The organism is Pseudomonas sp. Y5-11 (assembly GCF_022368695.1).
In the GTDB taxonomy this organism is placed as follows: Bacteria; Pseudomonadota; Gammaproteobacteria; order Pseudomonadales; family Pseudomonadaceae; genus Aquipseudomonas; species Aquipseudomonas parakoreensis.
Genome location: NZ_CP058974.1, coordinates 2,322,733 through 2,347,330, shown reverse-complemented (window position 1 = coordinate 2,347,330; position 24,598 = coordinate 2,322,733). Strand labels below are relative to the sequence as shown.

20 protein-coding genes are annotated in these 24,598 nt (G+C 61.1%); 9 read left to right on the top strand and 11 right to left on the bottom strand.

The window, feature by feature from the left end; translation table 11 throughout:
- Window positions 1–252: 252 nt before the first annotated feature.
- The 7 genes from emhA (at window position 253) to HXW87_RS10395 (ending at window position 10,244) form a co-directional block, all read left to right on the top strand.
- Window positions 253–1,407, top strand: a complete 1,155-nt coding sequence (emhA, locus tag HXW87_RS10425) for an efflux RND transporter periplasmic adaptor subunit EmhA (RefSeq protein ID WP_041070493.1) — start codon at window positions 253–255, stop codon at window positions 1,405–1,407.
- A gap of 3 nt (window positions 1,408–1,410) precedes the next feature.
- Window positions 1,411–4,560, top strand: a complete 3,150-nt coding sequence (gene emhB / locus HXW87_RS10420) for an efflux RND transporter permease subunit EmhB (protein ID WP_047292171.1) — start codon at window positions 1,411–1,413, stop codon at window positions 4,558–4,560.
- Window positions 4,557–6,017 (top strand): efflux RND transporter outer membrane subunit EmhC, encoded by a 1,461-nt coding sequence (emhC, locus tag HXW87_RS10415; RefSeq protein ID WP_047292168.1) that lies wholly within the window; start codon window positions 4,557–4,559, stop codon window positions 6,015–6,017. The genes emhB and emhC overlap by 4 nt, the downstream gene beginning before the upstream one ends.
- 366 nt (window positions 6,018–6,383) lie before the next feature.
- Entirely contained in the window at window positions 6,384–7,643 is a 1,260-nt protein-coding gene (locus HXW87_RS10410; RefSeq protein ID WP_239778869.1) for an OprD family porin, read from the top strand.
- A 187-nt stretch (window positions 7,644–7,830) separates the two neighbouring features.
- Complete coding sequence (locus HXW87_RS10405; protein ID WP_239778868.1) at window positions 7,831–9,021, top strand: FAD/NAD(P)-binding oxidoreductase; 1,191 nt, start codon at window positions 7,831–7,833, stop codon at window positions 9,019–9,021.
- Window positions 9,022–9,047: 26 nt separating this feature from the next.
- Window positions 9,048–9,404, top strand: a complete 357-nt coding sequence (locus HXW87_RS10400) for a DUF1641 domain-containing protein (RefSeq protein WP_095667329.1) — start codon at window positions 9,048–9,050, stop codon at window positions 9,402–9,404.
- Window positions 9,405–9,425: 21 nt separating this feature from the next.
- Window positions 9,426–10,244: a methyltransferase domain-containing protein gene (locus HXW87_RS10395; RefSeq protein ID WP_182404017.1), complete on the top strand. Its 819-nt coding sequence runs from the start codon at window positions 9,426–9,428 to the stop codon at window positions 10,242–10,244.
- A gap of 92 nt (window positions 10,245–10,336) precedes the next feature.
- Here HXW87_RS10395 and pcaC read toward each other — a convergent pair whose 3' ends face one another.
- The 11 genes from pcaC to pcaR form a co-directional block, all read right to left on the bottom strand.
- Window positions 10,337–10,729 carry a 4-carboxymuconolactone decarboxylase gene (gene pcaC, locus HXW87_RS10390; RefSeq protein ID WP_047292161.1) on the bottom strand — a complete coding sequence of 131 codons (393 nt, stop codon included), beginning with the start codon at window positions 10,727–10,729 and terminating at the stop codon, window positions 10,337–10,339.
- 10 nt (window positions 10,730–10,739) lie between these two features.
- Window positions 10,740–11,531, bottom strand: a complete 792-nt coding sequence (gene pcaD / locus HXW87_RS10385; protein WP_239778867.1) for a 3-oxoadipate enol-lactonase — start codon at window positions 11,529–11,531, stop codon at window positions 10,740–10,742.
- A gap of 12 nt (window positions 11,532–11,543) precedes the next feature.
- Complete coding sequence (locus HXW87_RS10380; protein WP_239778866.1) at window positions 11,544–12,908, bottom strand: 3-carboxy-cis,cis-muconate cycloisomerase; 1,365 nt, start codon at window positions 12,906–12,908, stop codon at window positions 11,544–11,546.
- A 46-nt stretch (window positions 12,909–12,954) separates the two neighbouring features.
- Window positions 12,955–14,250 carry an MFS family transporter gene (locus tag HXW87_RS10375; protein ID WP_041070509.1) on the bottom strand — a complete coding sequence of 432 codons (1,296 nt, stop codon included), beginning with the start codon at window positions 14,248–14,250 and terminating at the stop codon, window positions 12,955–12,957.
- 271 nt (window positions 14,251–14,521) lie between these two features.
- Entirely contained in the window at window positions 14,522–15,088 is a 567-nt protein-coding gene (gene pcaG / locus HXW87_RS10370) for a protocatechuate 3,4-dioxygenase subunit alpha (RefSeq protein ID WP_047292153.1), read from the bottom strand.
- Between the two features lies 1 nt (window position 15,089).
- Window positions 15,090–15,794 (bottom strand): protocatechuate 3,4-dioxygenase subunit beta, encoded by a 705-nt coding sequence (gene pcaH, locus HXW87_RS10365; protein WP_007963162.1) that lies wholly within the window; start codon window positions 15,792–15,794, stop codon window positions 15,090–15,092.
- A gap of 37 nt (window positions 15,795–15,831) precedes the next feature.
- Window positions 15,832–17,037, bottom strand: a complete 1,206-nt coding sequence (pcaF, locus tag HXW87_RS10360) for a 3-oxoadipyl-CoA thiolase (RefSeq protein WP_177327915.1) — start codon at window positions 17,035–17,037, stop codon at window positions 15,832–15,834.
- The gene (locus tag HXW87_RS10355; protein ID WP_095667332.1) at window positions 17,034–17,813 is read right to left on the bottom strand and encodes a CoA-transferase subunit beta; all 780 of its coding nucleotides are present in this window, start codon (window positions 17,811–17,813) and stop codon (window positions 17,034–17,036) included. The genes pcaF and HXW87_RS10355 overlap by 4 nt, the downstream gene beginning before the upstream one ends.
- Window positions 17,813–18,670: a CoA transferase subunit A gene (locus tag HXW87_RS10350; protein ID WP_239778865.1), complete on the bottom strand. Its 858-nt coding sequence runs from the start codon at window positions 18,668–18,670 to the stop codon at window positions 17,813–17,815. The genes HXW87_RS10355 and HXW87_RS10350 overlap by 1 nt, the downstream gene beginning before the upstream one ends.
- 263 nt (window positions 18,671–18,933) lie before the next feature.
- A complete protein-coding gene (locus HXW87_RS10345; protein WP_047292142.1) occupies window positions 18,934–20,280 on the bottom strand; it encodes an MFS transporter in 1,347 nt (448 codons plus the stop codon).
- A gap of 294 nt (window positions 20,281–20,574) precedes the next feature.
- Window positions 20,575–21,417, bottom strand: coding sequence for a pca regulon transcriptional regulator PcaR (gene pcaR, locus HXW87_RS10340; RefSeq protein WP_041070522.1), 843 nt, complete (start codon window positions 21,415–21,417; stop codon window positions 20,575–20,577).
- Window positions 21,418–22,067: 650 nt separating this feature from the next.
- On the opposite strand from pcaR, the gene HXW87_RS10335 reads away from it, so the two are divergent.
- Both HXW87_RS10335 and HXW87_RS10330 read left to right on the top strand, forming a co-directional pair.
- The gene (locus HXW87_RS10335) at window positions 22,068–22,268 is read left to right on the top strand and encodes a hypothetical protein (protein WP_003222398.1); all 201 of its coding nucleotides are present in this window, start codon (window positions 22,068–22,070) and stop codon (window positions 22,266–22,268) included.
- 375 nt (window positions 22,269–22,643) lie between these two features.
- A complete protein-coding gene (locus HXW87_RS10330) occupies window positions 22,644–24,119 on the top strand; it encodes an inorganic phosphate transporter (RefSeq protein WP_007963152.1) in 1,476 nt (491 codons plus the stop codon).
- The last annotated feature ends 479 nt before the right edge of the window (window positions 24,120–24,598 follow it).

Sequence of the window (24,598 nt, the reverse complement as noted above, 5' to 3'; positions counted from 1 at the left end):
AACAGGATGTTTCAGGGATGGCTGAATATCCGCTGAATAAAGAGGGGGCCGATTTCTCACGAATCGGCTCCCCGGCCTACAATTTCAAACCTTGCGACGCATTTTGTAACAGGGTGGGTACGACGCCAAGCTATTTACAAACAACCATGAACGTAAGTATATTCCTTAGCAAGCTACTTATCCACTCGACCCGATTTTTTTACCCTTCCACACTTCTTGTGCGCATTTTGCGCGCCTGACCCGAGGATCTTCATGCAATTCAAGCCAGCTGTTACCGCTCTGGTCACTGCCGTCGCCCTGGCATCGCTGCTCAGCGGATGTAAAAAGGAAGAAGCGGCCCCGGCCGCTCCGCCTCCTCAGGTCGGCGTCGTCACCCTGCAACCACAAGCGTTCACCCTCACGTCGGAACTGCCGGGGCGCACCAGTGCGTACCGCATCGCTGAAGTCCGGCCACAGGTCAACGGCATCATTCTCAAGCGCCTGTTCAAGGAAGGCGCCGATGTCAAAGCCGGTCAGCAGCTGTACCAGATCGATCCGGCAGTCTATGAAGCGACCCTGAAAAGCGCCGAAGCCAATCTGCGTTCGACCAAGTCGATCTCCGACCGCTACAAGCAACTGGTCGACGAGCAAGCCGTGAGCCGCCAGGAATACGACACCGCCGTGGCCAACCGCATGGAATCGGAAGCGTCGCTGCAAAGCGCGCAGATCAATGTGAAATACACCAAGGTCTACGCGCCGATCTCCGGTCGTATCGGCCGTTCTGCGGTGACCGAAGGCGCGCTGGTCAGCAATGGTCAGGCCGACGCGATGGCGACGATCCAGCAACTGGACCCGATCTATGTCGACGTCACCCAGTCCTCGGTTGAACTGCTGGAACTGCGCCGCGAGCTGGAAAGCGGTCGCCTGCAGAAAGCCGGTGACAACTCGGCAGCGGTCAAGTTGACCCTGGAAGACGGCAGCCAGTACAAGCTCGACGGCAAACTGGAATTCTCCGAAGTATCGGTTGATCCAACGACCGGTTCCGTGACCCTGCGCGCCGTGTTCCCGAACCCGGATCACACCCTGCTGCCCGGCATGTTCGTCCGCGCCCAGTTGCAGGCCGGCGTCAACGCCGCCGCCATTCTGGCGCCGCAACAAGGCGTGACCCGTGACCTCAAGGGCACCCCGACCGCACTGGTTGTCGGCCCGGACAACAAGGTCGAGCTGCGTCAGCTCAAGGCCAGCCGCACCGTCGGCAGCCAGTGGCTGATCGAAGATGGCCTGAAAGCCGGCGATCGTCTGATCACCGAAGGCCTGCAATATGTTCGCCCAGGTGCTCAGGTCAACCCGACCGAAGCGACCAACGTAGCCAAGAACCCGGCCCCCGCTCAGGCAGCTGACAAAGCCGCTGGCGGCAAAGGGGAGTAACTCATGTCGAAATTTTTTATCGACCGTCCGATTTTCGCCTGGGTAATTGCCCTGGTGATCATGTTGGTCGGGGCACTCTCGATCCTCAAATTGCCGATCAACCAGTACCCGAGCATTGCGCCTCCGGCCATCGCGATCTCCGTGACCTACCCGGGTGCTTCGGCACAAACCGTGCAGGACACCGTGGTCCAGGTGATCGAGCAACAGCTCAACGGTATCGACAACTTGCGTTATGTGTCTTCGGAAAGTAACTCCGACGGCAGCATGACCATCACCGCGACCTTCGAGCAAGGCACCAACTCCGACACCGCGCAGGTTCAGGTTCAGAACAAGCTGAACTTGGCGACCCCGCTGCTGCCGCAGGAAGTGCAGCAACAGGGTATCCGCGTGACCAAGGCAGTGAAGAACTTCCTGCTGGTGATCGGCGTGGTATCGCGTGACGGCAGCATGACCAAGGACGACCTGTCCAACTACATCGTGTCGAACATGCAGGACCCGATCTCGCGGACTGCCGGTGTCGGTGACTTCCAGGTCTTCGGTGCCCAGTACGCAATGCGCATCTGGCTCGATCCGGCCAAGTTGAACAAGTACAACCTGACCCCCGCTGATGTCAGCAGCGCGATTTCGGCGCAGAACGTTCAGGTGTCTTCCGGTCAGCTCGGCGGTTTGCCGGCGCTGCCAGGCCAGCAACTGAACGCCACGATCATCGGCAAGACCCGTCTGCAGACTGCCGAGCAGTTCAAGGCGATTCTGCTGAAGGTCAACCAGGACGGTTCGCAAGTGCACATTGGCGATGTCGCCGACGTCGGTCTGGGTGGTGAAAACTCGACCATCTCGGCGCAGTTCAACGGCAAGCCGTCGTCCGGTCTGGCGGTCAAACTGGCCAACGGCGCCAACGCCCTCGACACCGCCAAGGCGCTGCGCAAGACGATTGACGAACTCAAGCCGTTCTTCCCGCAAGGCATGGAAGTGGTGTTCCCGTACGACACCACGCCAGTGGTGACCGAATCGATCAAGGGTGTGGTTGAAACCCTGGTCGAGGCGATCGCGCTGGTGTTCCTGGTGATGTTCCTGTTCCTGCAGAACTTCCGCGCCACCGTCATCACCACGATGACCGTGCCGGTGGTATTGCTCGGCACGTTCGGCATCCTCGCGGCTGCCGGTTTCAGCATCAACACCCTGACCATGTTCGGTATGGTATTGGCCATCGGCCTGCTGGTGGACGACGCCATCGTCGTGGTGGAAAACGTCGAGCGGGTGATGGCCGAAGAAGGCTTGTCACCGAAGGAAGCGACCAAGAAGTCCATGGGGCAGATCCAGGGCGCTCTGGTCGGTATCGCCCTGGTGCTGTCGGCGGTATTGCTGCCGATGGCGTTCTTTAGCGGTTCCACCGGTGTGATCTACCGTCAGTTCTCGATCACTATCGTCTCGGCCATGGCCCTGTCGGTGCTGGTTGCGCTGATCTTCACCCCGGCGCTCTGCGCGACCATGCTCAAGGCCATTCCGAAAGGCGAGCACGGCACGCCGAAAAAAGGCTTCTTCGGCTGGTTCAACCGCAACTTCGACCGCAGCGTGCGCAGCTACGAGCGCGGCGTTGGCAACATCCTGCAGCGCAAGGCGCCGTATCTGTTGGCCTACCTGTTGATCGTGGTCGGCATGATCTGGCTGTTCACCCGCATTCCGACTGCGTTCCTGCCGGAAGAAGACCAGGGCGTACTGTTCGCCCAAGTGCAAACCCCGGCGGGTTCCAGTGCCGAACGAACCCAGGTCGTGATCGACGAAATGCGTTCGTATCTGCTGGATAAAGAAGCGGGGGCGGTGTCTTCGGTGTTCACCGTGAACGGCTTCAACTTCGCCGGTCGTGGGCAGAGCTCGGGTCTGGCGTTCATCATGCTCAAGCCATGGCACGAGCGTGATTCGAGCAACAGCGTGTTTGCCCTGGCCCAGCGCGCCCAGCAGCACTTCTTCAGCTTCCGCGACGCGATGGTGTTTGCCTTCGCCCCGCCAGCGGTACTGGAGTTGGGTAACGCCACCGGTTTCGACGTGTTCCTGCAGGACCGCGCCGGTATCGGTCACGAAAAACTGATGGAAGCGCGCAACCAGTTCCTCGGCATGGCCGCGCAGAGCAAGGTGCTCTACCAGGTGCGTCCGAACGGTCTGAACGATGAGCCGCAATATCACCTGGAAATCGACGATGCGAAGGCCCGCGCCCTGGGCGTGAGCATTTCCGACATCAACAGCACCCTGTCGATCTCCTTCGGTAGTAGCTACGTCAACGACTTCATCGACCGCGGTCGGGTGAAAAAGGTGTACGTGCAAGGTCAGGCTGGCGCTCGCATGAGCCCGGAAGACCTGAAGAAGTGGTACGTGCGCAACAGCGCCGGGACCATGGTGCCGTTCTCCGCATTCGCCAAGGGTGAGTGGATCTACGGTTCGCCGAAACTGGCGCGCTACAACGGTGTGGAAGCGATGGAGATCCTCGGTTCTCCGGCGCCGGGTTACTCCACCGGTGAAGCGATGGCCGAAGTCGAAGCGATTGCCAAGAAGCTGCCGGCCGGTGTCGGTATCTCCTGGACCGGTCTGTCCTACGAGGAACGGCTGTCCGGTTCGCAGGCGCCAGCGCTGTATGCCCTGTCGCTGCTGATGGTGTTCCTGTGTCTGGCGGCGCTGTACGAGAGCTGGTCGATTCCGATCGCCGTGATGCTCGTGGTACCGCTGGGGATCATCGGCGCGCTGATGGCCACCAGCCTGCGCGGGCTGTCCAACGACGTGTACTTCCAGGTGGGTCTGTTGACGACCATCGGTCTGGCAGCTAAAAACGCCATTCTGATCGTCGAATTCGCCAAGGAGCTGCATGAACAAGGGCGCAGTCTGCGCGATGCGGCGATCGAAGCGTGCCGCATGCGTCTGCGACCGATCATCATGACCTCGCTGGCGTTCGTTCTCGGTGTAGTACCGTTGGCGATCTCCACGGGCGCAGGTTCGGGTAGCCAGCACGCGATCGGTACCGGCGTGATTGGCGGTATGCTCACGGCCACGATCCTGGCGATCTTCTGGGTCCCACTGTTCTTCGTCACGGTTTCGTCCATGGGCCAGCGCAAAATCGCCGATCCGGACGAGACGACTGAAACTCCTAAAGAGGCTGGCCAATGAGCAAGTCGCTACTCTCCATCGCAGTCGCCGCCTTCGTGCTGAGCGGTTGCTCGCTGATCCCCGATTATCAGCAGCCTGAGGCTCCTGTCGCAGGTCAGTACCCGCAAGGGCCGGCCTATTCGCCGGCCCAGGCGCCGGCGCAAGCCGCCGCCGAGCAGGGCTGGAAGCAGTTTTTCCATGACCCGGCCCTGCAGCAGCTGATCCAGGTGGCACTGGAAAACAACCGCGACCTGCGTGTCGCGGCACTGAATATCGACGCTTACGCGGCTCAATACCGCATCCAGCGAGCGGATCTGTTCCCGGCCGTATCGGCCAATGCCAGCGGCAGCCGTCAGCGGGTTCCGGCGCGAGCGTCGCAGACCGGTGATTCGACGATCACCAGTTCCTACACCGCGACCGTCGGCATCAGCGCCTACGAACTCGACCTGTTCGGACGGGTACGCAGCCTGAGCGAACAAGCGCTGCAACAATACTTCGCCACCGAAGAAGCGCGTCGTAGCACCCAGATCAGTCTGGTGGCCAGTGTGGCCAACGCCTACATGACCTGGCAGGCCGACAAGGAACTGCTCAAGCTGACGCAGGACACCCTCGGTGCCTTCGAAGAAAGCTACAAGCTGACCAGCCGCAGCAACGAAGTCGGTGTGGCCTCGGCGCTGGACCTGGCGCAGTCGCGCACCTCGGTGGAAAACGCCCGGGCGCAACTGGCCAAGTACACCCGTCAGGTGGCTCAGGACGAGAACAGCCTGACCCTGCTGCTCGGCACCGGTATCCCGGCCAATCTGCAAGCGGCCAAACCGCTGTCGGATGATCTGCTCAGCGACGTACCGGCCGGTCTGCCTTCGGACTTGCTGCAACGTCGTCCTGACATCCTTCAGGCCGAGTACAACCTGAAAGCGGCCAACGCCAACATCGGCGCCGCCCGTGCAGCGTTCTTCCCGAGCATCAGCCTGACCGCCAATGCGGGCAGCCTGAGCCCGGACCTGTCCGGTCTGTTCAAAGGTGGTTCGGGCACATGGCTGTTCCAGCCGCAGATCAACCTGCCGATCTTCAACGCCGGCAGCCTGCGCGCCAGCCTCGACTACGCCAAGATCCAGAAGGACATTGGCGTGGCGAACTACGAGAAGTCGATTCAGACCGCCTTCCAGGAAGTCGCCGACGGCCTGGCCGCCCGCCAGACCTACACCGAGCAGTTGCAAGCGCAGCGTGACTTCGTCGCGGCCAACCAGGATTACTACCGCCTGGCCGAGCGTCGTTACCGCATCGGTGTCGACAGCAACCTGACCTTCCTCGACGCCCAGCGTCAGTTGTTCAGCGCGCAACAGGCATTGATCACCGACCGCCTCGCGCAGCTGACCAGTGCGGTCAACCTGTACAAGGCCCTGGGGGGTGGCTGGAATGCGCAGACCGCGCAGAACGAACCGCTGAAAGAAGAAGCACCGAAGATGAAGCTGTTCTGATCATCATCAGGTGAAAACAGGAAGCCCACCGATTGGTGGGCTTTTTGTTGCCTGAGAATCAAAAGATCGCAGCCTTCGGCAGCTCCTACAGGTGACCGCATTCCAAATGTAGGAGCTGCCGAAGGCTGCGATTTTTTGCTGTTCGATAATCGCCCAAAACCCGCTTTCACCGATTGAATCTCGCCCACCGCCCCCCGCACCATTCGCTCCACAAAACCAATAACAACAGGTTCGATACCATGCTTCCGCGCCCTGTCCCGCCCGGCTGATCGCCACCGCTTCATTCCTGATCTGCAATGTCGTGCTCGCCCCAAAGTGGCGGCAGCGAACCCGTTCGTCCCCAAAAAAATAACAAGAGACCCTGCGATGACTCATCCCACTGCGCCGTACGCCCTCCCCGGCCTGATCGCCCTGGCCCTGACCGGCGCCGCCCTGCCCGCCGCAGCTGAAGAAGCCGGTTTTATCGAGGGCGCTAGCGCCAACCTGAACCTGCGCAATTTCTACATCAACCGCAACTTCACCAACCCGACCAAGGCGCAGGGCAAGGCTGAAGAATGGACGCAGAACTTCATCCTCGACGCCAAATCCGGTTTCACCCAGGGCACCGTCGGTTTCGGCATGGACGTGCTCGGTCTGTACTCGGTCAAACTCGATGGCGGTAAAGGCACCGGCGGCACGCAACTGCTGCCGCTGGATCACGACGGGCGTCCGGCGGACAACTTCGGCCGCACCAACGTCGCGTTCAAGGCCAAGCTGTCGCAGACCGAAATCAAGGTCGGCGAATGGATGCCAGTGCTGCCGATCCTGCGTTCGGACGACGGTCGTTCGCTGCCGCAAACCTTCCGTGGTGGCCAGATCACCTCGAAGGAGATCAACGGCCTGACCCTCTACGGCGGCCAGTTCCGCGCCAACAGCCCGCGCGACGACAGCAGCATGAGCGACATGTCGATGTTCGGCAAAGCGGCGTTCACCTCTGATCGCTTCAACTTCCAGGGCGGTGAATACCAGTTCAACGAAAAACGCACGCAGATCGGTCTGTGGAACGCCGAACTCAAAGACATTTACAGCCAGCAATACGTCAATCTGACTCACAGCCAGCCACTCGGTGACTGGACGCTGGGCGCCAACCTCGGCTTCTTCTACGGCAAGGATGACGGCAGCGCCCGCGCCGGCGAACTCGACAACAAGACCTGGTCGGGGATGTTCTCGGCCCGCTACGGCGGCAACACCTTCTATGTCGGCCTGCAGAAACTCACTGGCGACAGCGCCTGGATGCGCGTCAACGGCACCAGCGGCGGCACCCTGGCCAACGACAGTTACAACTCCAGCTACGACAATGCCCAGGAACGTTCCTGGCAGGTGCGCCACGACTACAACTTCGCCGCCCTGGGCATTCCCGGCCTGACCCTGATGAACCGCTACATCAGCGGCGACAACGTGCACACTCGTACCATCACCGACGGCAAGGAATGGGGCCGCGAATCGGAACTGGGCTACACCGTACAAAGCGGTACCCTGCGCAACCTCAACGTGCGCTGGCGCAACTCGACCATGCGCCGCGACTTCAGCAACAACGAGTTCGACGAAAACCGCCTGATCATCAGCTATCCGATCAGCTTGCTCTGATCCCCACGCCGGCGCTGCATGAGTGGCGCCGGCCTCAACCACTGGTCAGCCCGGACTGGCGATTTGTCGAGGCACAGATACAGTGAAAGAGGTGTGTAAACTCTCCAGCCCGCTGTAGGAGCCCTTAGTTTTCTTCCGTTATCTCCGGATGCTGTACGCGAAGCTGCCTTGGCCACGGAGGTCAGGTATGAGCAAGCGAATAGTTATCGTCGGTGGCGGTGTAGGCGGAACCATGCTGGCCAATCTACTGGTCGGCAAGCTGTATCCGGAAGTTCTACGCGGCGACCTCTCGATCACATTACTGTCCAGTTCCCCCGATCATTACTACAAACCTGCGTTCATGTACGTGGCATTCAGCCAGTTCTTCGAAGAGGAACTCAAGCGTCCGGAACGCTCACTGTTGCGCCCGGAAATCAGTTTCCACGTTGAAGAAGTCACCCGTTTCGACTTTTCCGGGCAGCAATTGCGCACCCGAACCGGCAAACGCTTCGACTATGATTTTCTGGTGATCGCCACCGGCTGCGTGCCGGCGCCGGAACGCATCGAGGGTCTGCAGGAAGCCGGCGACCACTTCTATCAATACCTTCCTGCCCGGCAACTGGCGCAACGCCTGAACACCATCGAAAAAGGCCGGATTTTCATTACCGTGTCCTTCCCGCAGACACCGAACGTCCCGCACCAATGCGGCATCGCGCCCGTGGAAACGACATTGATGCTGGATGATTTGTTACGTCGCCGGGGCGTTCGCGAGCAAGTGGAAATCATCTACACCTACCCGACAGTTGCCCAGCTATTGCGCAATTGTCTGTTCTTGCAGCGCCCCACGGGTGAAATTCTGCCGAGCATCTTTGCCCGGAAAAACATTCACTTTCAGCGTGGCTTCACCCTGAGCCGTGTGGATCCCGATGCAAAAGTCGCCTACTCGGCCGAGGGCGATGCGCAACCCTTCGACATCCTGATGGCGACTCCGCCAATCCAGGCCGTCGAGGTGGTGCGCGAGTGCGGCATCTCGCAAGCCGCCAATGATGAAGGATGGCTGCCGACCAATCACGAAACGTTGCAAGTCTACGGTCTGGAGAATGTCTACGTGATCGGCGACACCGTCGACCTGCCGGTCAGCAAGGCCGGCGGCGCCTGTCATAACCAGGCACCGGTGATCGCCAACAACATCACGGCCCAGATCCGTCTTGGCGCACCCAACTCGGTATACGACGGTCGGGTACAAGCGGTAGCACAAATGGGCCTGAATGCCGGGATGCCACTCTGGTACGACTACGCCCACGATGTATTGCCGACACCCCCGACCAAATTGGGCGGCCTGCTCAGAAACGGTTTCAATCGCGGTCTTTACTGGGCGGTGGCCCGGGGAATGCTTTGACCCTGCACAGGGAGGAGTGATTGCTCATGCACATGCCCGAGGAAATATCAGCCACGCCCGGGTTCACGGCCCTGATGGCAAAACTGCAGCCGTTAATCGACGGCGGACGCCTGGAGAATATTGTCGACCTGCTTTCCCTGGTGTCCGATATCACCGATCTGCTCGACGCGGCCATGGTGGAAAAGCTCGCGCAATTGTTCGAGAACAGCACTGCCGCCACCTGGGCAGTCAGTAATGCAGTGCGCGTGGCCAAAGCCGAGATATCGGCACAGTCAGCGGCGCCGGGCACTCTGGCGTTGCTCAAACTGCTGAATGAAGAGGACACACGCAAAGGCGTGGCCGTTGTCCTGAAAACCCTCAACGTCATTGGACGACAACTGTAATCCGCCAGAGAGGACCTCCTCATAAGCGCCAAACTCGAAACGGCAGGGAACGCCTGCACCCACTGGGACGCCAAGGCGTACCAGCAGTTCTCCCGTCTCAGGCAACGCCCGGTCAACGAATTGCTCGACCGTGTCGACCTGCACGACCCCGAACGCATTTATGACCTGGGCTGCGGCACCGGCATTGCCACGCAGGTGCTGGCCGAGCGCTGGCCGCGAGCGCAGTTGCTGGGCGTCGACAGCTCACGGCAGATGCTGGATCAGGCCCGATGTCTGCCGATCAACGCCCGCTGGCAAGAGTGCGACTTGCTCGACTGGCACCCCGAGCAACCCGCCGACCTGCTGCTCGCGGCGGCGGTGCTGCATTTCATTGGCGATCATCAACAACTGCTGCCGCGCCTGCTCGGTCATCTCAAGCCCGGTGGCTGTCTGGCAGCACATATGCCGGACTGGCGCGATGCCTTGTGGTATCGACTGATGCTCGACACCCTCGACGATGCCGGCCCGGGACACACCCCCATCGGCACACCAGAACTGCGCCGGCGCATGGCCGCGCGGCCGTTGTTGGCATTGGAGGATTACTATCGCTTGCTGGCGCCGCTGACCACGTCGCTGGACATCTGGGAAACCGAGCAACTGCAAGTGGTTGACGGCAAGTCGCCGGTGTACGACTGGATCAAGGTCTCGGCGTTGCGGCCAGTGATGCAGGCGCTGACGTCACAGGAGCAGGCGCGGTTTATCTACCACTTCCTGATGCGCGTGCATGCGTATTATCCGCCGGAGAAAAACGGGCAGACGCTGTTTCCGTTCAAGCGGATTTTCATTGTGGCCAACGTTTGAAGATCAACAGATCGCAGCCTGCGGCAGCTCCTACAGGGGAGTGCATTCCAATGTAGGAGCTGCCGCAGGCTGCGATCTTTTGATTCTGATGCTTACTCCCGAGACTCAATCCCAAGCTCATCCCACACCGACTCCGCCAGATGGAACGTCGCATTGGCTGCCGGAATCCCGCAATAAATCGCACTCTGCATGATCACTTCCTTGATCTCGCCCCGGCTCACGCCGTTGTTCGCCGCTGCGCGCAAATGCAGTTTCAGTTCGCCTTCGCGGTTCATCCCGATCAGCATGGCGATGGTGATCAGGCTGCGGGTATGCCGCGGCAGGCCCGGGCGGGTCCAGATGTCGCCCCAGGCGTGACGGGTGATCATTTCCTGAAATTCCGAGTTGAACTCGGTCAGTGTGGTCAGGCTGCGATCGACATGCGCATCGCCCAGCACCGCACGGCGTACTTGCATGCCTTCGTCATAACGTTGTTTCTCGTCCACAAAAACTTCCTCACTGAGCGTTCAGAAACGCCAACACACGATCACTGAATGCGGCACCGGCCTGCACGTTGGACAGGTGCGCGGCATGGAACTCGGCGTACTCGGCGCCGCGCACATGCTCTTGAATGAAATGCCCGCCAGACGGTGGCGTCACCGCATCTTCGGTGCCGGCAATCACCAGCAGCGGCAGATTGATCGAGGCCAGTTGCTCGCGGAAATCGGCGTCGCGCACCGCCGCGCAATTGGCCGCATAACCTTCAGGCGAAGTCGCCGCGAGCATGTCGGTGATCTTCTTCGCCGCGGCCGGATTGGCCGCCGAAAAATCCCGGGTAAACCAACGGGCAATCGACGCATCGCGCAGCGCGACCATCGCCGCCGGGCCATCACGCAGCACGGTGTCAATGCGTGGATTCCACACCGACGGATCACCAATCTTCGCCGCAGTGTTGCACACGATCAGTTTGTGCAGACGATGGCCGGCATTGATCCCCAGCCACTGACCGATCAACCCGCCCATCGACAAGCCGCAGAAATGTGCGCGTTCGATATGCAGCGCATCCAGCAGACCCAGCACGTCGCGGCCCAATTGCTCGATGCTGTATGGCCCCGGTGTCACCAACGACTGGCCGTGACCTCGGGTGTCGAAACGCAGCACCCGGAAGTGCTCGGTGAACGCCGGCATCTGCGCGTCCCACATGTGCAGGTCGGTGCCCAGCGAGTTGGACAGCACCAGCACCGGTGCGTCGACCGGACCTTCAATAACGTAATGCAGTTCGCCATCGGCGAGTTGAACGAAAGCCACAGCCCTCTCCTTTCAGACAGACAATGCGTTGTGTTCGGCCACCGCGCGCTCGACCCAGGTTTGCGCCTGGCCGAGGTAATGCGCGGGATCGAGCAGATGATCCAGTTCGGTGCTGCTCAGTTCGGCGGTCACTTGCGGCTCGTCGCCGAGCACCGCACGCAGGTGGCGCTGTTCGGCCACCGCGCGTTTGCAGCATTGTTCGAGCAAATGGTGCGCGGTGTCGCGGCCGACACGCTGGGCGAGGACGATACTCACCGCTTCGGCCAGCACCAGCCCTTGGGTCAATTGGAGATTGCGCGCCATGCGTTCGGCATCGACCTCCAGCCCATCGGCCAGCAAGCGCGCCTGTTGCAGCGCACCGGACACCAGGCAGCAGATCTCCGGCAGGGTTTCCCATTCGGCATGCCACAGACCGAGGCTGCGCTCGTGCTCCTGGGGCATGGCGCTGAACAGCGTCGAGACCAGCCCCGGCACTCGCGTCGCCGCACCGATCAACACTGCCGCGCCGACCGGATTGCGCTTGTGCGGCATGGTCGACGAACCGCCCTTGCCCGGCGCCGACGGCTCGAACACCTCCGCCGCTTCGGTCTGCATCAACAGACTGACGTCGCGCCCGAGCTTGCCGAGGCTGCCGGCGATCAAACCAAGCACCGCGCCGAACTCGACGATGCGATCACGCTGGGTGTGCCAAGGTTGTTCAGGCAAGGCCAATTGCAGCTCTTCGGCCAGCGCTTGCGCGATCGGCAGCGCTTGCTCGCCGAGCGCCGCAAGGGTGCCGGAAGCACCGCCGAATTGCAGCACCAGCAGCCGTGGCTTGAGTTCGCGCAGACGCTGACGGCTGCGGGTCACCGCGCCGAGCCATCCGGCGATTTTCATCCCGAGGGTGACCGGCGTGGCGTGTTGCAGCCAGGTGCGCCCGGCCAATGGCGTGGCCGCATGCCGTTGGGCCTGAGTGGCGAGCGATTCGGCGAGCGCTGCCAGGTCGCTTTCAATCAGTACCAGCGCCTGACGCAATTGCAGGACCAGCCCGCAATCCATCACGTCCTGACTGGTGGCGCCCAGATGCACATAACGCTCGGCCTCGGCACTGCGCGCGGCGATCTGCTTGCCCAACGCCTTGACCAGTGGAATCGCCGAGTTGCCGGCGGTGGCAATCGCCTCGCCCAGCGCCGCGAAGTCATACAGACCGGCGTGGCAAGCGGCGGCAATCGGCGCGACGGCGGACGCCGGAATCACCCCGACCCGCGCCTCGGCCCGGGCCAGCGCCGCTTCGAAATCGAGCATCGCCTGCACCCGACCCTGATCGCAGAACACCTCGCGCATGTCGCGGGCCGTGAAGTAGGCATCGAACAATTGATTGCCCGGTCGCTGAGTCATAAACAGTCCTTGCCGGCGCGGGCCTATGCGGCCCGCGCACATCGGTTTACAGATCGTGGTGCAAGTACGCCGCCTGTTTCGGCAGGCGCAGGCTGAACAGGAACGCCACTGCCATCATCACCGTGACGTACCAGTAGAAGGCGTTTTCCATGCCCCCGGCTTTCAGGCTCAGGGCCACGTATTCCGCCGAACCGCCGAAGATCGCGTTGGCCACCGCATAGGCCAGACCGACGCCGAGGGCGCGGACTTCCGGCGGGAACATTTCGGCTTTCACCAGGCCGCTGATCGAGGTGTAGAAACTTACGATCGCCAGCGCCACGGTGATCAGCACGAAGGCCAGAATCGGGCTGCTGATGCTTTTCAGGCTCAGCAGGATCGGCACGGTGAACAACGTACCGAGCGCGCCGAACCAGAGCATCGAATTACGTCGACCGATCTTGTCGGCGAGCATGCCGAACAACGGCTGCATGCACATATACAGGAACAGCGCGCCGGTCATGATGTAGCTGGCGGTCTTGGCGTGCATGCCGGCCGTGTTCACCAGGTACTTCTGCATGTACGTGGTGAAGGTGTAGAAAATCAACGAGCCACCGGCGGTGTAACCCAGCACGGTGATGAACGCGGCTTTGTGATCACGGAACAGTGCGCGGATGCTGCCGGCGTCTTTGTTCTCGCGCATTTCCTTGCTGGTGGTTTCTTTCAGGGAGCGACGCAGGAACAGTGAAATCACCGCCGCCACCGCACCGACCACAAACGGAATCCGCCAGCCGTAGGCACGCAGTTCATCTTCACTGAGGAACTGTTGCAGGATCACCACCAGCGACACTGCCAGCAGTTGCCCGCCAATCAGGGTCACGTACTGGAACGAGGCGAAAAAGCCGCGCTGGCCCTTGAGTGCGACTTCACTCATGTAGGTCGCGGTGGTGCCGTACTCGCCGCCCACCGACAGGCCTTGCAGCAGACGCGCGAACAGCAACAGCAGCGGTGCCCAGACGCCGATGCTGGCGTAAGTCGGCAGGCAGGCGATGAGCAATGAGCCGAAGCACATCATCAGCACCGAAATCATCATCGAGGTCTTGCGGCCCTTCTTGTCCGCCAGCCGCCCGAAGATCCAGCCGCCAATCGGGCGCATCAAGAACCCGGCAGCGAACACCCCGGCCGTATTGACCAGTTGCACTGTCGGGTTGTCGGAAGGGAAAAACGCTGGGGCGAAATAGATCGCGCAGAAGGCATAGACATAGAAGTCGAACCATTCGACCAGGTTGCCGGACGAGGCACCGACAATCGCAAAGATGCGCTTGCTGCGCTCCTCGCCGGTGTAATGAGCGGTGGTAGTTGTCATTGTTTTTTACTCTGAAGGGACAGGTGAGAGTCTAGACACACTTCGCAACAATCCCGTTCCACAGATATATCCACGAGGCATTACACAGCCCCTCTTCTGAAAGAGGGCTTTTGTGGCGAGGGGATTCATCCCCGATCGAGTGCGCAGCACTCGCAAATCCGGCAGACGCGGTGTGTCAGTTTCACCGTGAAATCCGGTCTTGGGGCTGCTTCACAGCCCATCGGGGATAAATCCCCTCACCACAAACTCACTCCAACGGAATGAGCTGCGATCAATAATCGAAAAACACCGTCTCCGCCTCAGTGCCCTGCAAAATCACATTCCACTGATAAACCCCTGCCGCATCCGGCTTCGCCAGCAACGTGGCGCGTCGCTCGGCCGGCACACATTCGAGCAGCGGATCATTGACGTTCGCCGGCTCACCTTCAAAGTAGATGCGCGTCAGCAAGTGTTTGACCAAGCCACGGGCAAACACCAGCACCACCAGATGCGGCGCCTGGGTCGTACCCTTCAGGCCCTCGACCGTGCCCGGTTTGATCGTGGTGAAACGGAAGCGCCCTTCGGCGTCCACCGGCACCCGGCCGAAACCTTCGAAATGCGGGTCCAGCGGTTTGTCCTGCTCGTCTTCCGGGTGTGCGTACTTGCCGGCAGCGTTGGCTTGCCAGACTTCGAGCATCGCGTCGTTGACCACATCGCCGTTGCCGTCAACCACTTGGCCGGTGATCGCCACGCGCTCGCCGAGGGTTTGTTCGACCGCGAGGTTTTCGCGATTCAGCCAGGTCAGGCCGATGTGGTAGTACGGCCCGACGGTGTGGGACGTGGTGGCAGTCAGCGTCATCTTATTTCTCCATCGGCGTGGCGTCGCGGCCGCGCAAGACGATGTCCCAGCGATAGCCGAGGGCGTAGGACGGAATGGTTTTTTCCAGATCGAAAGCGGCGATCAGACGCTCCTTGGCGGAGGTGTCCGGCACGCAGTTGTAGATCGGATCGTAGGCCAGCAGCGGGTCGCCGGGGAAGTACATCTGCGTCACCAGACGGGTGAGGATGCTCGGCCCGAACAGCGAGAAATGAATGTGCGCCGGGCGCCACGCATTGTGGTGGTTACCCCACGGATAGGCGCCGGGCTTGATGGTCTGGAACTGATACCAGCCGTCGGCATCGGTTACGGTGCGGCCGGTGCCGGTGAAGTTCGGGTCCAGCGGCGCGTCGTGCAGGTCGCGCTGGTGGTTGTAGCGGCCGGCGGCGTTGGCCTGCCAGATTTCCACCAGAATCCCTGGCACCGGCAAACCGTTTTCGTCGAGCACACGGCCGTGAATGATGATGCGCTCGCCCAACGGCTCGCCGTCGTGCTGGGCGGTCAGGTCGTTGTCCTTGTCGGCGACACGTTCGGCACCGATGGTCGGGCCGGTGATCTCCGACAACGAATGCGGCAGAAACACCAACGGCTTGGACGGCGAGCGCAGGTTGGTGGATTGATACGTCGGGTGCAGGTATTCAGGCTGGGTGCCTTCCTGCGGACGACGGTAGCCAGGCTTGTCAGTCATTTCGCTTTCCTCTGTTCTTATCAGTCGACGCGCTGCGTCAGACGCGTTCGATGGCCAGGGCCAGACCCTGCCCGACGCCGACGCACATGGTCGCCAGACCTTTCTGGCCGCCGGTCTTTTCCAGCTGATGCAGCGCGGTCAGCACCAGTCGCGCGCCGCTCATGCCCAACGGATGGCCCAAGGCAATCGCGCCACCGTTCGGGTTGACCTGCGGCGCATCATCCGCCAGACCCAATTCACGCAGCACCGCCAGACCTTGGCTGGCGAAGGCTTCATTGAGTTCGATCACATCGAAATCGCTGACCGCCACACCAAGACGCTCGATCAGTTTGCGCACCGCCGGCACCGGGCCGATGCCCATGACGCGCGGCGCAACGCCGGCGCTGGCCATCCCGAGCACTTTGGCGCGGGCGGTCAGGCCGTGTTTCTTCACCGCCTCGGCAGACGCAAGAATCAGCGCAGCAGCACCGTCGTTGACGCCGGACGCGTTGCCAGCGGTAACCGTCTTGTCCGGGCCGTTGACCGGCTTCAATCTGGCCAACGCTTCAAGCGTGGTGTCGGCGCGCGGATGTTCGTCCTGGCTGACCACGGTTTCGCCCTTCTTGTGGGCGATCCGCACTTCGACGATTTCCTCGGCGAAGTAGCCCGCCGCTTGTGCAGCAGCCGTGCGTTGCTGACTGCGCAGGGCGAACGCGTCCTGGTCGGCGCGCGACACCTTATAGTCGTCGGCGACGTTGTCGGCGGTCTGCGGCATCGCATCGACGCCGTACTGGGCCTTCATCAGCGGGTTGATGAAACGCCAGCCGATGGTGGTGTCTTCCAGTTTCATGTTGCGCGAGAACGCTGCGTCCGCCTTGCCCATCACGAACGGCGCACGGGACATCGACTCGACGCCGCCGGCAATCGCCAGCTCCATCTCGCCGCTGGCAATGGCGCGGAACGCAGTGCCAATCGCGTCCATGCCCGAAGCACACAGACGGTTGAGGGTCACGCCCGGCACGCTCTCCGGCAGACCGGCCAGCAACAGCGCCATGCGCGCCACGTTACGGTTGTCTTCGCCGGCCTGGTTGGCGCAGCCGAGGAACACTTCATCGATTGCATTCCAGTCCACCGACGGATTGCGTTCCATCAGCGCCTTGATCGGCACAGCGGCCAGATCGTCGGCACGGACGGCGGCCAGTCCACCGCCGAAACGGCCGATGGGCGTACGGATTGCGTCGCAGATATACACGTCACGCATCATGCTTCTCCCGGTGCCTGGCCGTGGGCGGCGGCGGTGCGCGCTTCGAGATCGCGCAGTGCAGTCAGTTCGGTCTCGGTCGGTGCCGCCGTGGTTTCCACGTTGTCGGCAAAGCGAATGGCCCAACCGGTGGCGGCGACCACTTGCTCGCGGGTCACGCCCGGATGCAGAGCGGTGACCACGAATTCGTGGGTGCCCGCTTCCGGCTCCATGATGCACAGGTCGGTGATGATCCCGACCGGGCCGGCACCCGGCAGGCCCAGACGCTTGCGCGAATCGCCGCCCTCGCCGTGGCCGACCGAGGTAATGAAGTCGAGCTTGTCGACGAACGAACGCGCCGACTGCTTGAGAATGATCAACACGCTCTTCGCCGAACCGGCGATTTCCGGCGCGCCACCGGCACCCGGCAAACGCACTTTCGGCGCGTGGTAATCGCCGACCACAGTGGTGTTGATGTTGCCGAAACGGTCGACCTGCGCCGCGCCGAGAAAACCGACGTCGATGCGTCCGCCCTGCAGCCAGTAGCGAAAAATCTCACCGGTCGGGACGACGGTGTCGGCAGTCTCCGCCAGCTCGCCGTCACCGATCGACAGCGGCAGCACGCTTGGCTTGGCGCCAATCGGGCCGGATTCATAGATCAGCACCACGTCCGGCGACGACGTCAAACGCGCGAGGTTGGCGGCTTTCGACGGCAGACCGATGCCGACGAAGCACACCGAGCCGTTCTTCAGGCGCCGGGCCGCCGCGACGGTCATCATTTCATTGGTGGTGTAAGTCATTACTTGGCCTCCGAAGCAGCGGCCAACTTGGCCTGGAACGCGCTGAAGTCAGCGCAGCCATGGATGTATTCGTTGATCCACGCGGTAAACGTCTCACGGTCGCGGGCGATCGGATCCCACGCTTGATAGAAACGATTGTCACGCTCGGTGTAACCGTGGGCGTAGGACGGATGCGCGCCGCCGGGTACGTGGCAGACCGCGCTCAAGGCCCAGGTTGGCAACACGCTGGCGTTCATCGGCGCGTTGAGGTTGTCGACGATTTCTTCAACCGTGACGATGCAGCGCTTGGCTGCCAGCGCAGCTTCTTTCTGCACCCCGAGAATGCCCCACAACAGCACGTTGCCTTGGCGGTCGGCTTTCTGCGCGTGGATCACGGTCACGTCCGGACGCACCGACGGCACCGCGGCCAGCACTTCACCGGTGAACGGGCAGGTCACGGATTTGATCAGCGGATTGACCTTCGGCAGGTCGGAACCGGCGTAGGCCCGCAGCACGGCGAATGGCAGACCGGAAGCGCCGGCGACGTAGGCATTAGCCAGGTCGGCGTGGCTGTGTTCTTCGATTTCCAGGGCATGCGGCCATTGCTTTTCGACCGCGTCGCGCAGACGGTGCAGCGAACCCACGCCGGGGTTGCCGCCCCAGGAAAAGATCAGCTTGCGTGCACAACCGGCACCGATCAGTTGGTCGTAGATCAGGTCAGGCGTCATCCGCACCAGGGTCAGATCTTTCTTGCCCTGACGAATGATTTCATGACCCGCCGCCGTAGGGATCAGGTGAGTGAAGCCTTCGAGCGCGACGGTGTCGCCGTCGTTGACGAATTGCTTCACCGCGTCGTGCAGCGAAAGGATCTCAGCCATGGAGCAGGCTCCCGTTTTTGTAGTGAATCGTCAGTGAGAAAAAGGCGCGAGGTTCAGCGCCGGAGTCACTGCAGATTAAGCCGCAGAAAATCGCCAAACAATCCGATAATCGACTGAGTGTTCGTTTATCGAACGGATTGTTATCACCCTATCGTTCCGTGTTGATCGCCAAAAGATCGCAGCCTGCGGCAGCTCCTACAGGGTTACGCGTTCACCTGCAGGAGCTGCCAAAGGCTGCGATCTTTTCGCTTTACATCGAAATATCAGGTCGCATCCGCATGACTGACCACACCTTTGATCACCACCGCCGCCGTCGCCAACCCCGCCGGAATCACCAGCGCCGTCAGCACCTGTTCGAAGTTCCAGCCCAGCCCCAGCAACGTCGCGCCCATCCACGCCCCGAGAATCGCGCCGAACCGGCCAATCCCGAGCATCCACGACACCCCGGTCGCGCGTCCCTGCGTCGGATAAAACCGCGCCGCCAGCGAAGGCATCGCCGATTGCGCACCGTTGACGCACATCCCCGCCACCAGCACCAGGGTCGCCAGCAATGTGATATTGCCCAGGCTCTGCCCCACCGCGTAGGCAAACACCCCGGCCAGCAGGTAGAACGTGCCAATGACCTTGTGCGGATTGAAGCGGTCCATCGCCCAGCCGACAGCGACCGCGCTCAACACCCCGCCGAACTGGAACAACGCGCCGATAAACGCCGCCTGCTCCATGCTCGCGCCGCTGTCACGCATCAGGGTCGGCAGCCAACTGGTCAGCAGATAGACGATGACCAGGCCCATGAAGTAGGTCAGCCACAGCAACAAAGTGCCGACACTGTAAGTGCCGGAGAAAATCACCGCGAAGACGTTGCGCGCCTTGACGGTTTTCTGCTCCGGAACGCTGAAACTCGAGGCTTGCGCCACGGCGACCGGATCGATTGGCGACAGGGTCTTGCGCACTTTCTCGGTGCCGCGATTGCGCACCACCAGATAACGCGCCGACTCCGGCAGCCAGAACAGCAGCACCACCGCGAGGATCAGCGGCAGGATCCCGCCGATCAGCAGCAGGCTGTGCCAGCCGAACGCCGGGATCAGCTTCGCCGAAATGAAACCGCCGCCGGCCATGCCGAGGTTGAAGCCGCAAAACATGCTGGTCACCAGCAATGACTTTTTGCGCTCCGGGGTGTATTCCGAGAGCAGCGTGGTGGCGTTGGGCATGCCGGCGCCCAGGCCGAGACCGGTCAGAAAACGCAGCACCAGCAATTGCTCGACGTTGGTGCTGTAGGCCGAGGCCAGGCTGAAAGCGCCGAACAGCAGCACCGCGCCGACCAGCACCACTTTGCGCCCGAAACGGTCAGCCAGAGGGCCCGAACCCAGAGCGCCAAAGACCATGCCGATCAACGCGGCACTCATTACCGGGCCGAGGCTGGCGCGGTCGATGCCCCAATCCTGGGACAACGCCGGGGCGATAAAGCCCATCGCCGCTGTGTCGAGGCCATCGAGAAACACAATCAGGAAACACAGGATCACCACCCGCCACTGATAGCGCGAGATCGGTTGGGCATTGATGAAGGTCTGCACGTCGAGGCAGTTACCTACAGCGGACTGAGGCTGGTTCATTATTTTTATTCCACGCAAAAAACGCAGTCGAACGGCGGCCGGCCAGAGAGCGGCACGGTCACAAGAATAGAAGGTCGGGATCAGGCGTTGCGGTGAATCCGGCAACAGGGAACGGAGCTGAGACAGTCGGGGAGCATGCGCATGGTGAGTTGCCTCTTGTCATTATTATGGGAGTCGACAATCCGGCAGGCTCATTCATATCGGCGCCGGATGACGCTGCCGCGACATTAATGATCCGAGGGTTTTAGCGTCAATTCGATAAACGCAACACTGTGCGTTTATCGAACAGCTTCATCAGGCGAACAGTTGCGCGCTGAGGTCGCGGCTGGCGCTGAGCAGGCCCGGCAGGAAGCGTTGCTCCAGCTCGGTGCGACTGACGCGGCCGGCGTGGGTACTGACGTTGAGCGCCGCCACCACTTGGCCCGATGCATCGTAAACCGGCACCGCAATCGAGCGCAGGCCCTGCTCCAGCTCCTGATCGACGATGCACCAGCCCTGTTGCCGCACTTCCTGCAGGCATGCAAGCAGACTTTCCGGGGTATGCAGGGTGCGGCTGGTCTTGGCCACCAGTTCGGCATGGTCGAGGTATTCGCGCAGCGAAGTGTCGTCCAGCGCCGCCAGCAGGATACGGCCCATCGAGGTGCAATAGGCCGGCAGACGTCCGCCCACCGACAGATCCACCGAGATCAGCCGTTGCGTGGTCGCCGAACGGGCAATGTACAGAATGTCGTCACCTTCGAGCGTGGCCATGTTACAGGCTTCGTGCAGTTGCTCGCTCATGCGGTCGAGGTACGGCTGGGCCGAGACCGCCAGCGGCGTCGACGACAGATACGCGTGGCCGAGGGTCAGCACTTTGGGCAACAACGAGTACGTGCGGCCATCGGTGGTGGCGTAACCCAGTTTGATCAAGGTGTGCAGACAACGGCGCACGGCGGCGCGGGGAATTTCCGTGCGATGGCTGATCTGGGCGATGGTCAGGTGCCGCTTGCGCTCCTGAAACGCCTGCACCACCGCCAGGCCACGGGCCAGCGAGGTCATGAAATCCGGATCGCCCGTCAGCGCCTGGATACGCTTGGCTGGCGACGCGACGATCGGCGGCGCCACGGAGGTGAAGGAGTTGCGCATTTGATCGTTCATTTTTTGTCCTTTTTTCCGGCACGGATCAATGGCCATACAAGCGGCTCGCCGGCAAATGCACAAGGACCGGGACGCCAAGATTGGGCGATTATCGAACCATCGACCGATTATCGCAATCCGCGGCACAAGCTCTTCATGGTTTGCCGGGTCGACCATGGAACGGGTTAATCCAACTTTCCATCGTGCGTTAGTTGTTCGACTTAATGGCGTCAGAAACACAACACTGAGCGCATAAAGGTTTCAGCGGATTTCAACTAGCGATAAAAATTGTCAGTCACAAAAACAATCACACATCTGGAACCGTTTTTAACTTGGCAAAGATAGTCAATCCCGAATCGACCGCTATAATGCCTCTCAGTGGGGCCGGTTTTATTCACCGAAGCCGCCACCTGCCGAAGCGATGCCAATCGCCGACAGCTCCGGCCAGCGCTGACGCGCATGACTCATGCAACGACAGCGCCCGCTGAAACAGGCAACTGATGCTGCGTCAGTTTTAATCTGGTGTCGCAGCCGCCTGCAACATGGAAGTCTTGACCGCCTTGCCGATAACTCCAATGCCTTTACGGGCATGACCTTTCGGTGGACGCGCTCAATCGACTCGTTGCCGTGCGTTTCACCAGACATTCATCTCAACTCAAACAGGTAGCACTGTGACGAAAGACGAACTGCGCGCGGAACTTGAGCGCCAGGAACAACGTTACAAGGAAGTTTACGGCGGGGAAGTCACCACCTACGCCGCTCAACCGGAACCGGAACGCAAAGCATGGCGTAAACGCCCCACTGTTCAGGATCAGGTTTTCCAGCAAGAACTGAAAAAGATGGAAGAAGAACTCAAAACCGAAGAGCCATGAACCGGCGATTGTGAGTTTTTCGAGGGTCTGCGTCGCCACCGGCTACGAGCGCGGTGACCCGACAATGCCTTGCGCGCCCGCTACCCGCGGGCAGCGGCCACCTCCCCCGTGTTGCGCGGGAAAGGAGCGTGTCTGGCTCGTTTCAGAGATATTTCACACAAGCGTTTGAGGCCCTCGCGCACTCGACGAAACGCCTGCTGCCTGAAGGTTTTTCCAAGATAATCAAACACTTGAAAAACCCTGCAACACGCTCGGGCTTTGCACCTTGCAACAATTTAATTCGACATTGATTGCTACCGATGAGCAGGTAGGGGATCGATTTCCAGTCTTTTCTGGCATAATCGCGCCCCCTTATGACCGGGTCAGAAAACCTTCATGATCGATTTATTCAGCGGACTGGATGCTTGGGTGCTTGTGAGCCTCTTGCTCGCCCTGACGTTTGTCCTCGCCTTCGAGTTCATCAATGGATTTCATGACACCGCTAACGCGGTAGCCACTGTTATCTACACCAAAGCCATGCCGCCTCACCTGGCGGTGTTCTTCTCCGGTGTGTTCAACTTCCTCGGCGTGTTGCTGGGCGGCGTTGGCGTGGCGTATGCCATTGTTCACCTGCTGCCGGTAGAACTGCTGATCAATGTGAACACCGGCCATGGCCTGGCGATGGTGTTCTCGTTGCTCGCCGCGGCGATCACCTGGAACCTGGGCACCTGGTACTTCGGTATCCCGGCCTCCAGTTCCCACACCCTGATCGGCTCGATCCTTGGCGTCGGCCTGGCCAACGCCCTGATCAACAACATCCCGTTGGCCGACGGTGTGAACTGGCAGAAAGCGATCGACATCGGCGCTTCGCTGGTGTTCTCGCCAATGGCTGGCTTCCTGATCGCCGCGCTGATCCTGATCGGCCTGAAGTGGTGGCGCCCGCTGTCGAAGATGCACAAGACCCCGGAACAGCGCCGCAAGATCGACGACAAGAAACATCCGCCGTTCTGGAACCGCCTGGTCCTGGTGATCTCGGCCATGGCCGTGAGCTTCGTGCACGGCTCCAACGATGGCCAGAAAGGCATTGGCCTGATCATGCTGGTGTTGATCGGTATCGTGCCTGCGCAGTTCGTCCTCGACCTGAGCAGCACCACTTACCAGATCGAACGCACCCGCGACGCGACCCTGCACCTGAGCCAGTTCTACAAGCGCAATGCCGACTCCCTGGGCGAATTCCTGGCCCTGGGCAAAAGTGTTGAAGGCGACCTGCCGGAGAAATTCCGCTGCAACCCGCAGCAGACCGAACCGACCATCAACGCCCTGCTCGATACGCTTAAAGGTGTAGCGGACTACCATTCGCTGTCCTCGGAAAGCCGCATTGAAGTGCGTCGCTACCTGCTGTGCCTGGACGACACTGCGAAGAAAGTCGGCAAGCTGCCAGGCCTGGAAGCGCGTGAAAAGGCTGACCTGGACAAACTGCGCAAAGACCTGACCACCACCACCGAATACGCCCCGTTCTGGGTGATTCTGGCGGTCGCACTGGCCTTGGGCCTGGGCACCATGGTTGGCTGGAAACGCGTGGTACTGACCATCGGCGAGAAAATCGGCAAGCAAGGCATGACCTATTCCCAGGGCATGTCGGCGCAGATCACCACCGCGAGTCTGATCGGCATGGCCAACATCTTCAGCCTGCCGGTATCCACCACCCACGTGCTGTCCTCGGGCGTGGCCGGCACCATGGTCGCCAACAAGAGCGGCCTGCAAGGCGGGACTGTTCGTACCATTTTGCTGGCGTGGGTGCTGACCTTGCCGGCGACGGTGGCGCTGTCGGCCGGATTGTTCTGGCTGGCGTCGAAGGCGTTGGGTAGCTGATAGACAGCGGTGCATGAGAAAGGCGTGATTTGTGAGGATCGCGCCTTTTTTTTGGGTTTGGATTTGTGAGCATATCCGTTGCTGCGGTAACGGCTGCTGGCGGTTTCGCTCTTACAGCGAGTCACCTTTTCCAGACGCCGAAAAGGTAACCCAAAAGGCTTTGCCCCGGCGTACGGCACTTCGCTGAGGCTCAGTGTTCCCTCGCTACGGTGTCCATCCGGGGGCATCGCCTACGGTTTGCTTCGCTGCACCTCCTCTCGATGCATGCGGCTTCGCCGCACGGCGCTGCGCGCCTACCCCCGGATGAACACCTTCGCTCGGCCTGCCGAAGGGGCTGAAGATCAAAAGCCAGATCAAGAGCCAAAGCCAAAGCAGATCAAAAGATCGCAGCCTTCGGCAGCTCCTACATGGGATTGGGTGCTTTCAGTTGGAGTTTGGTCGGCTGTCAGGCCGCCATCGCTGGCAAGCCAGCTCCCACA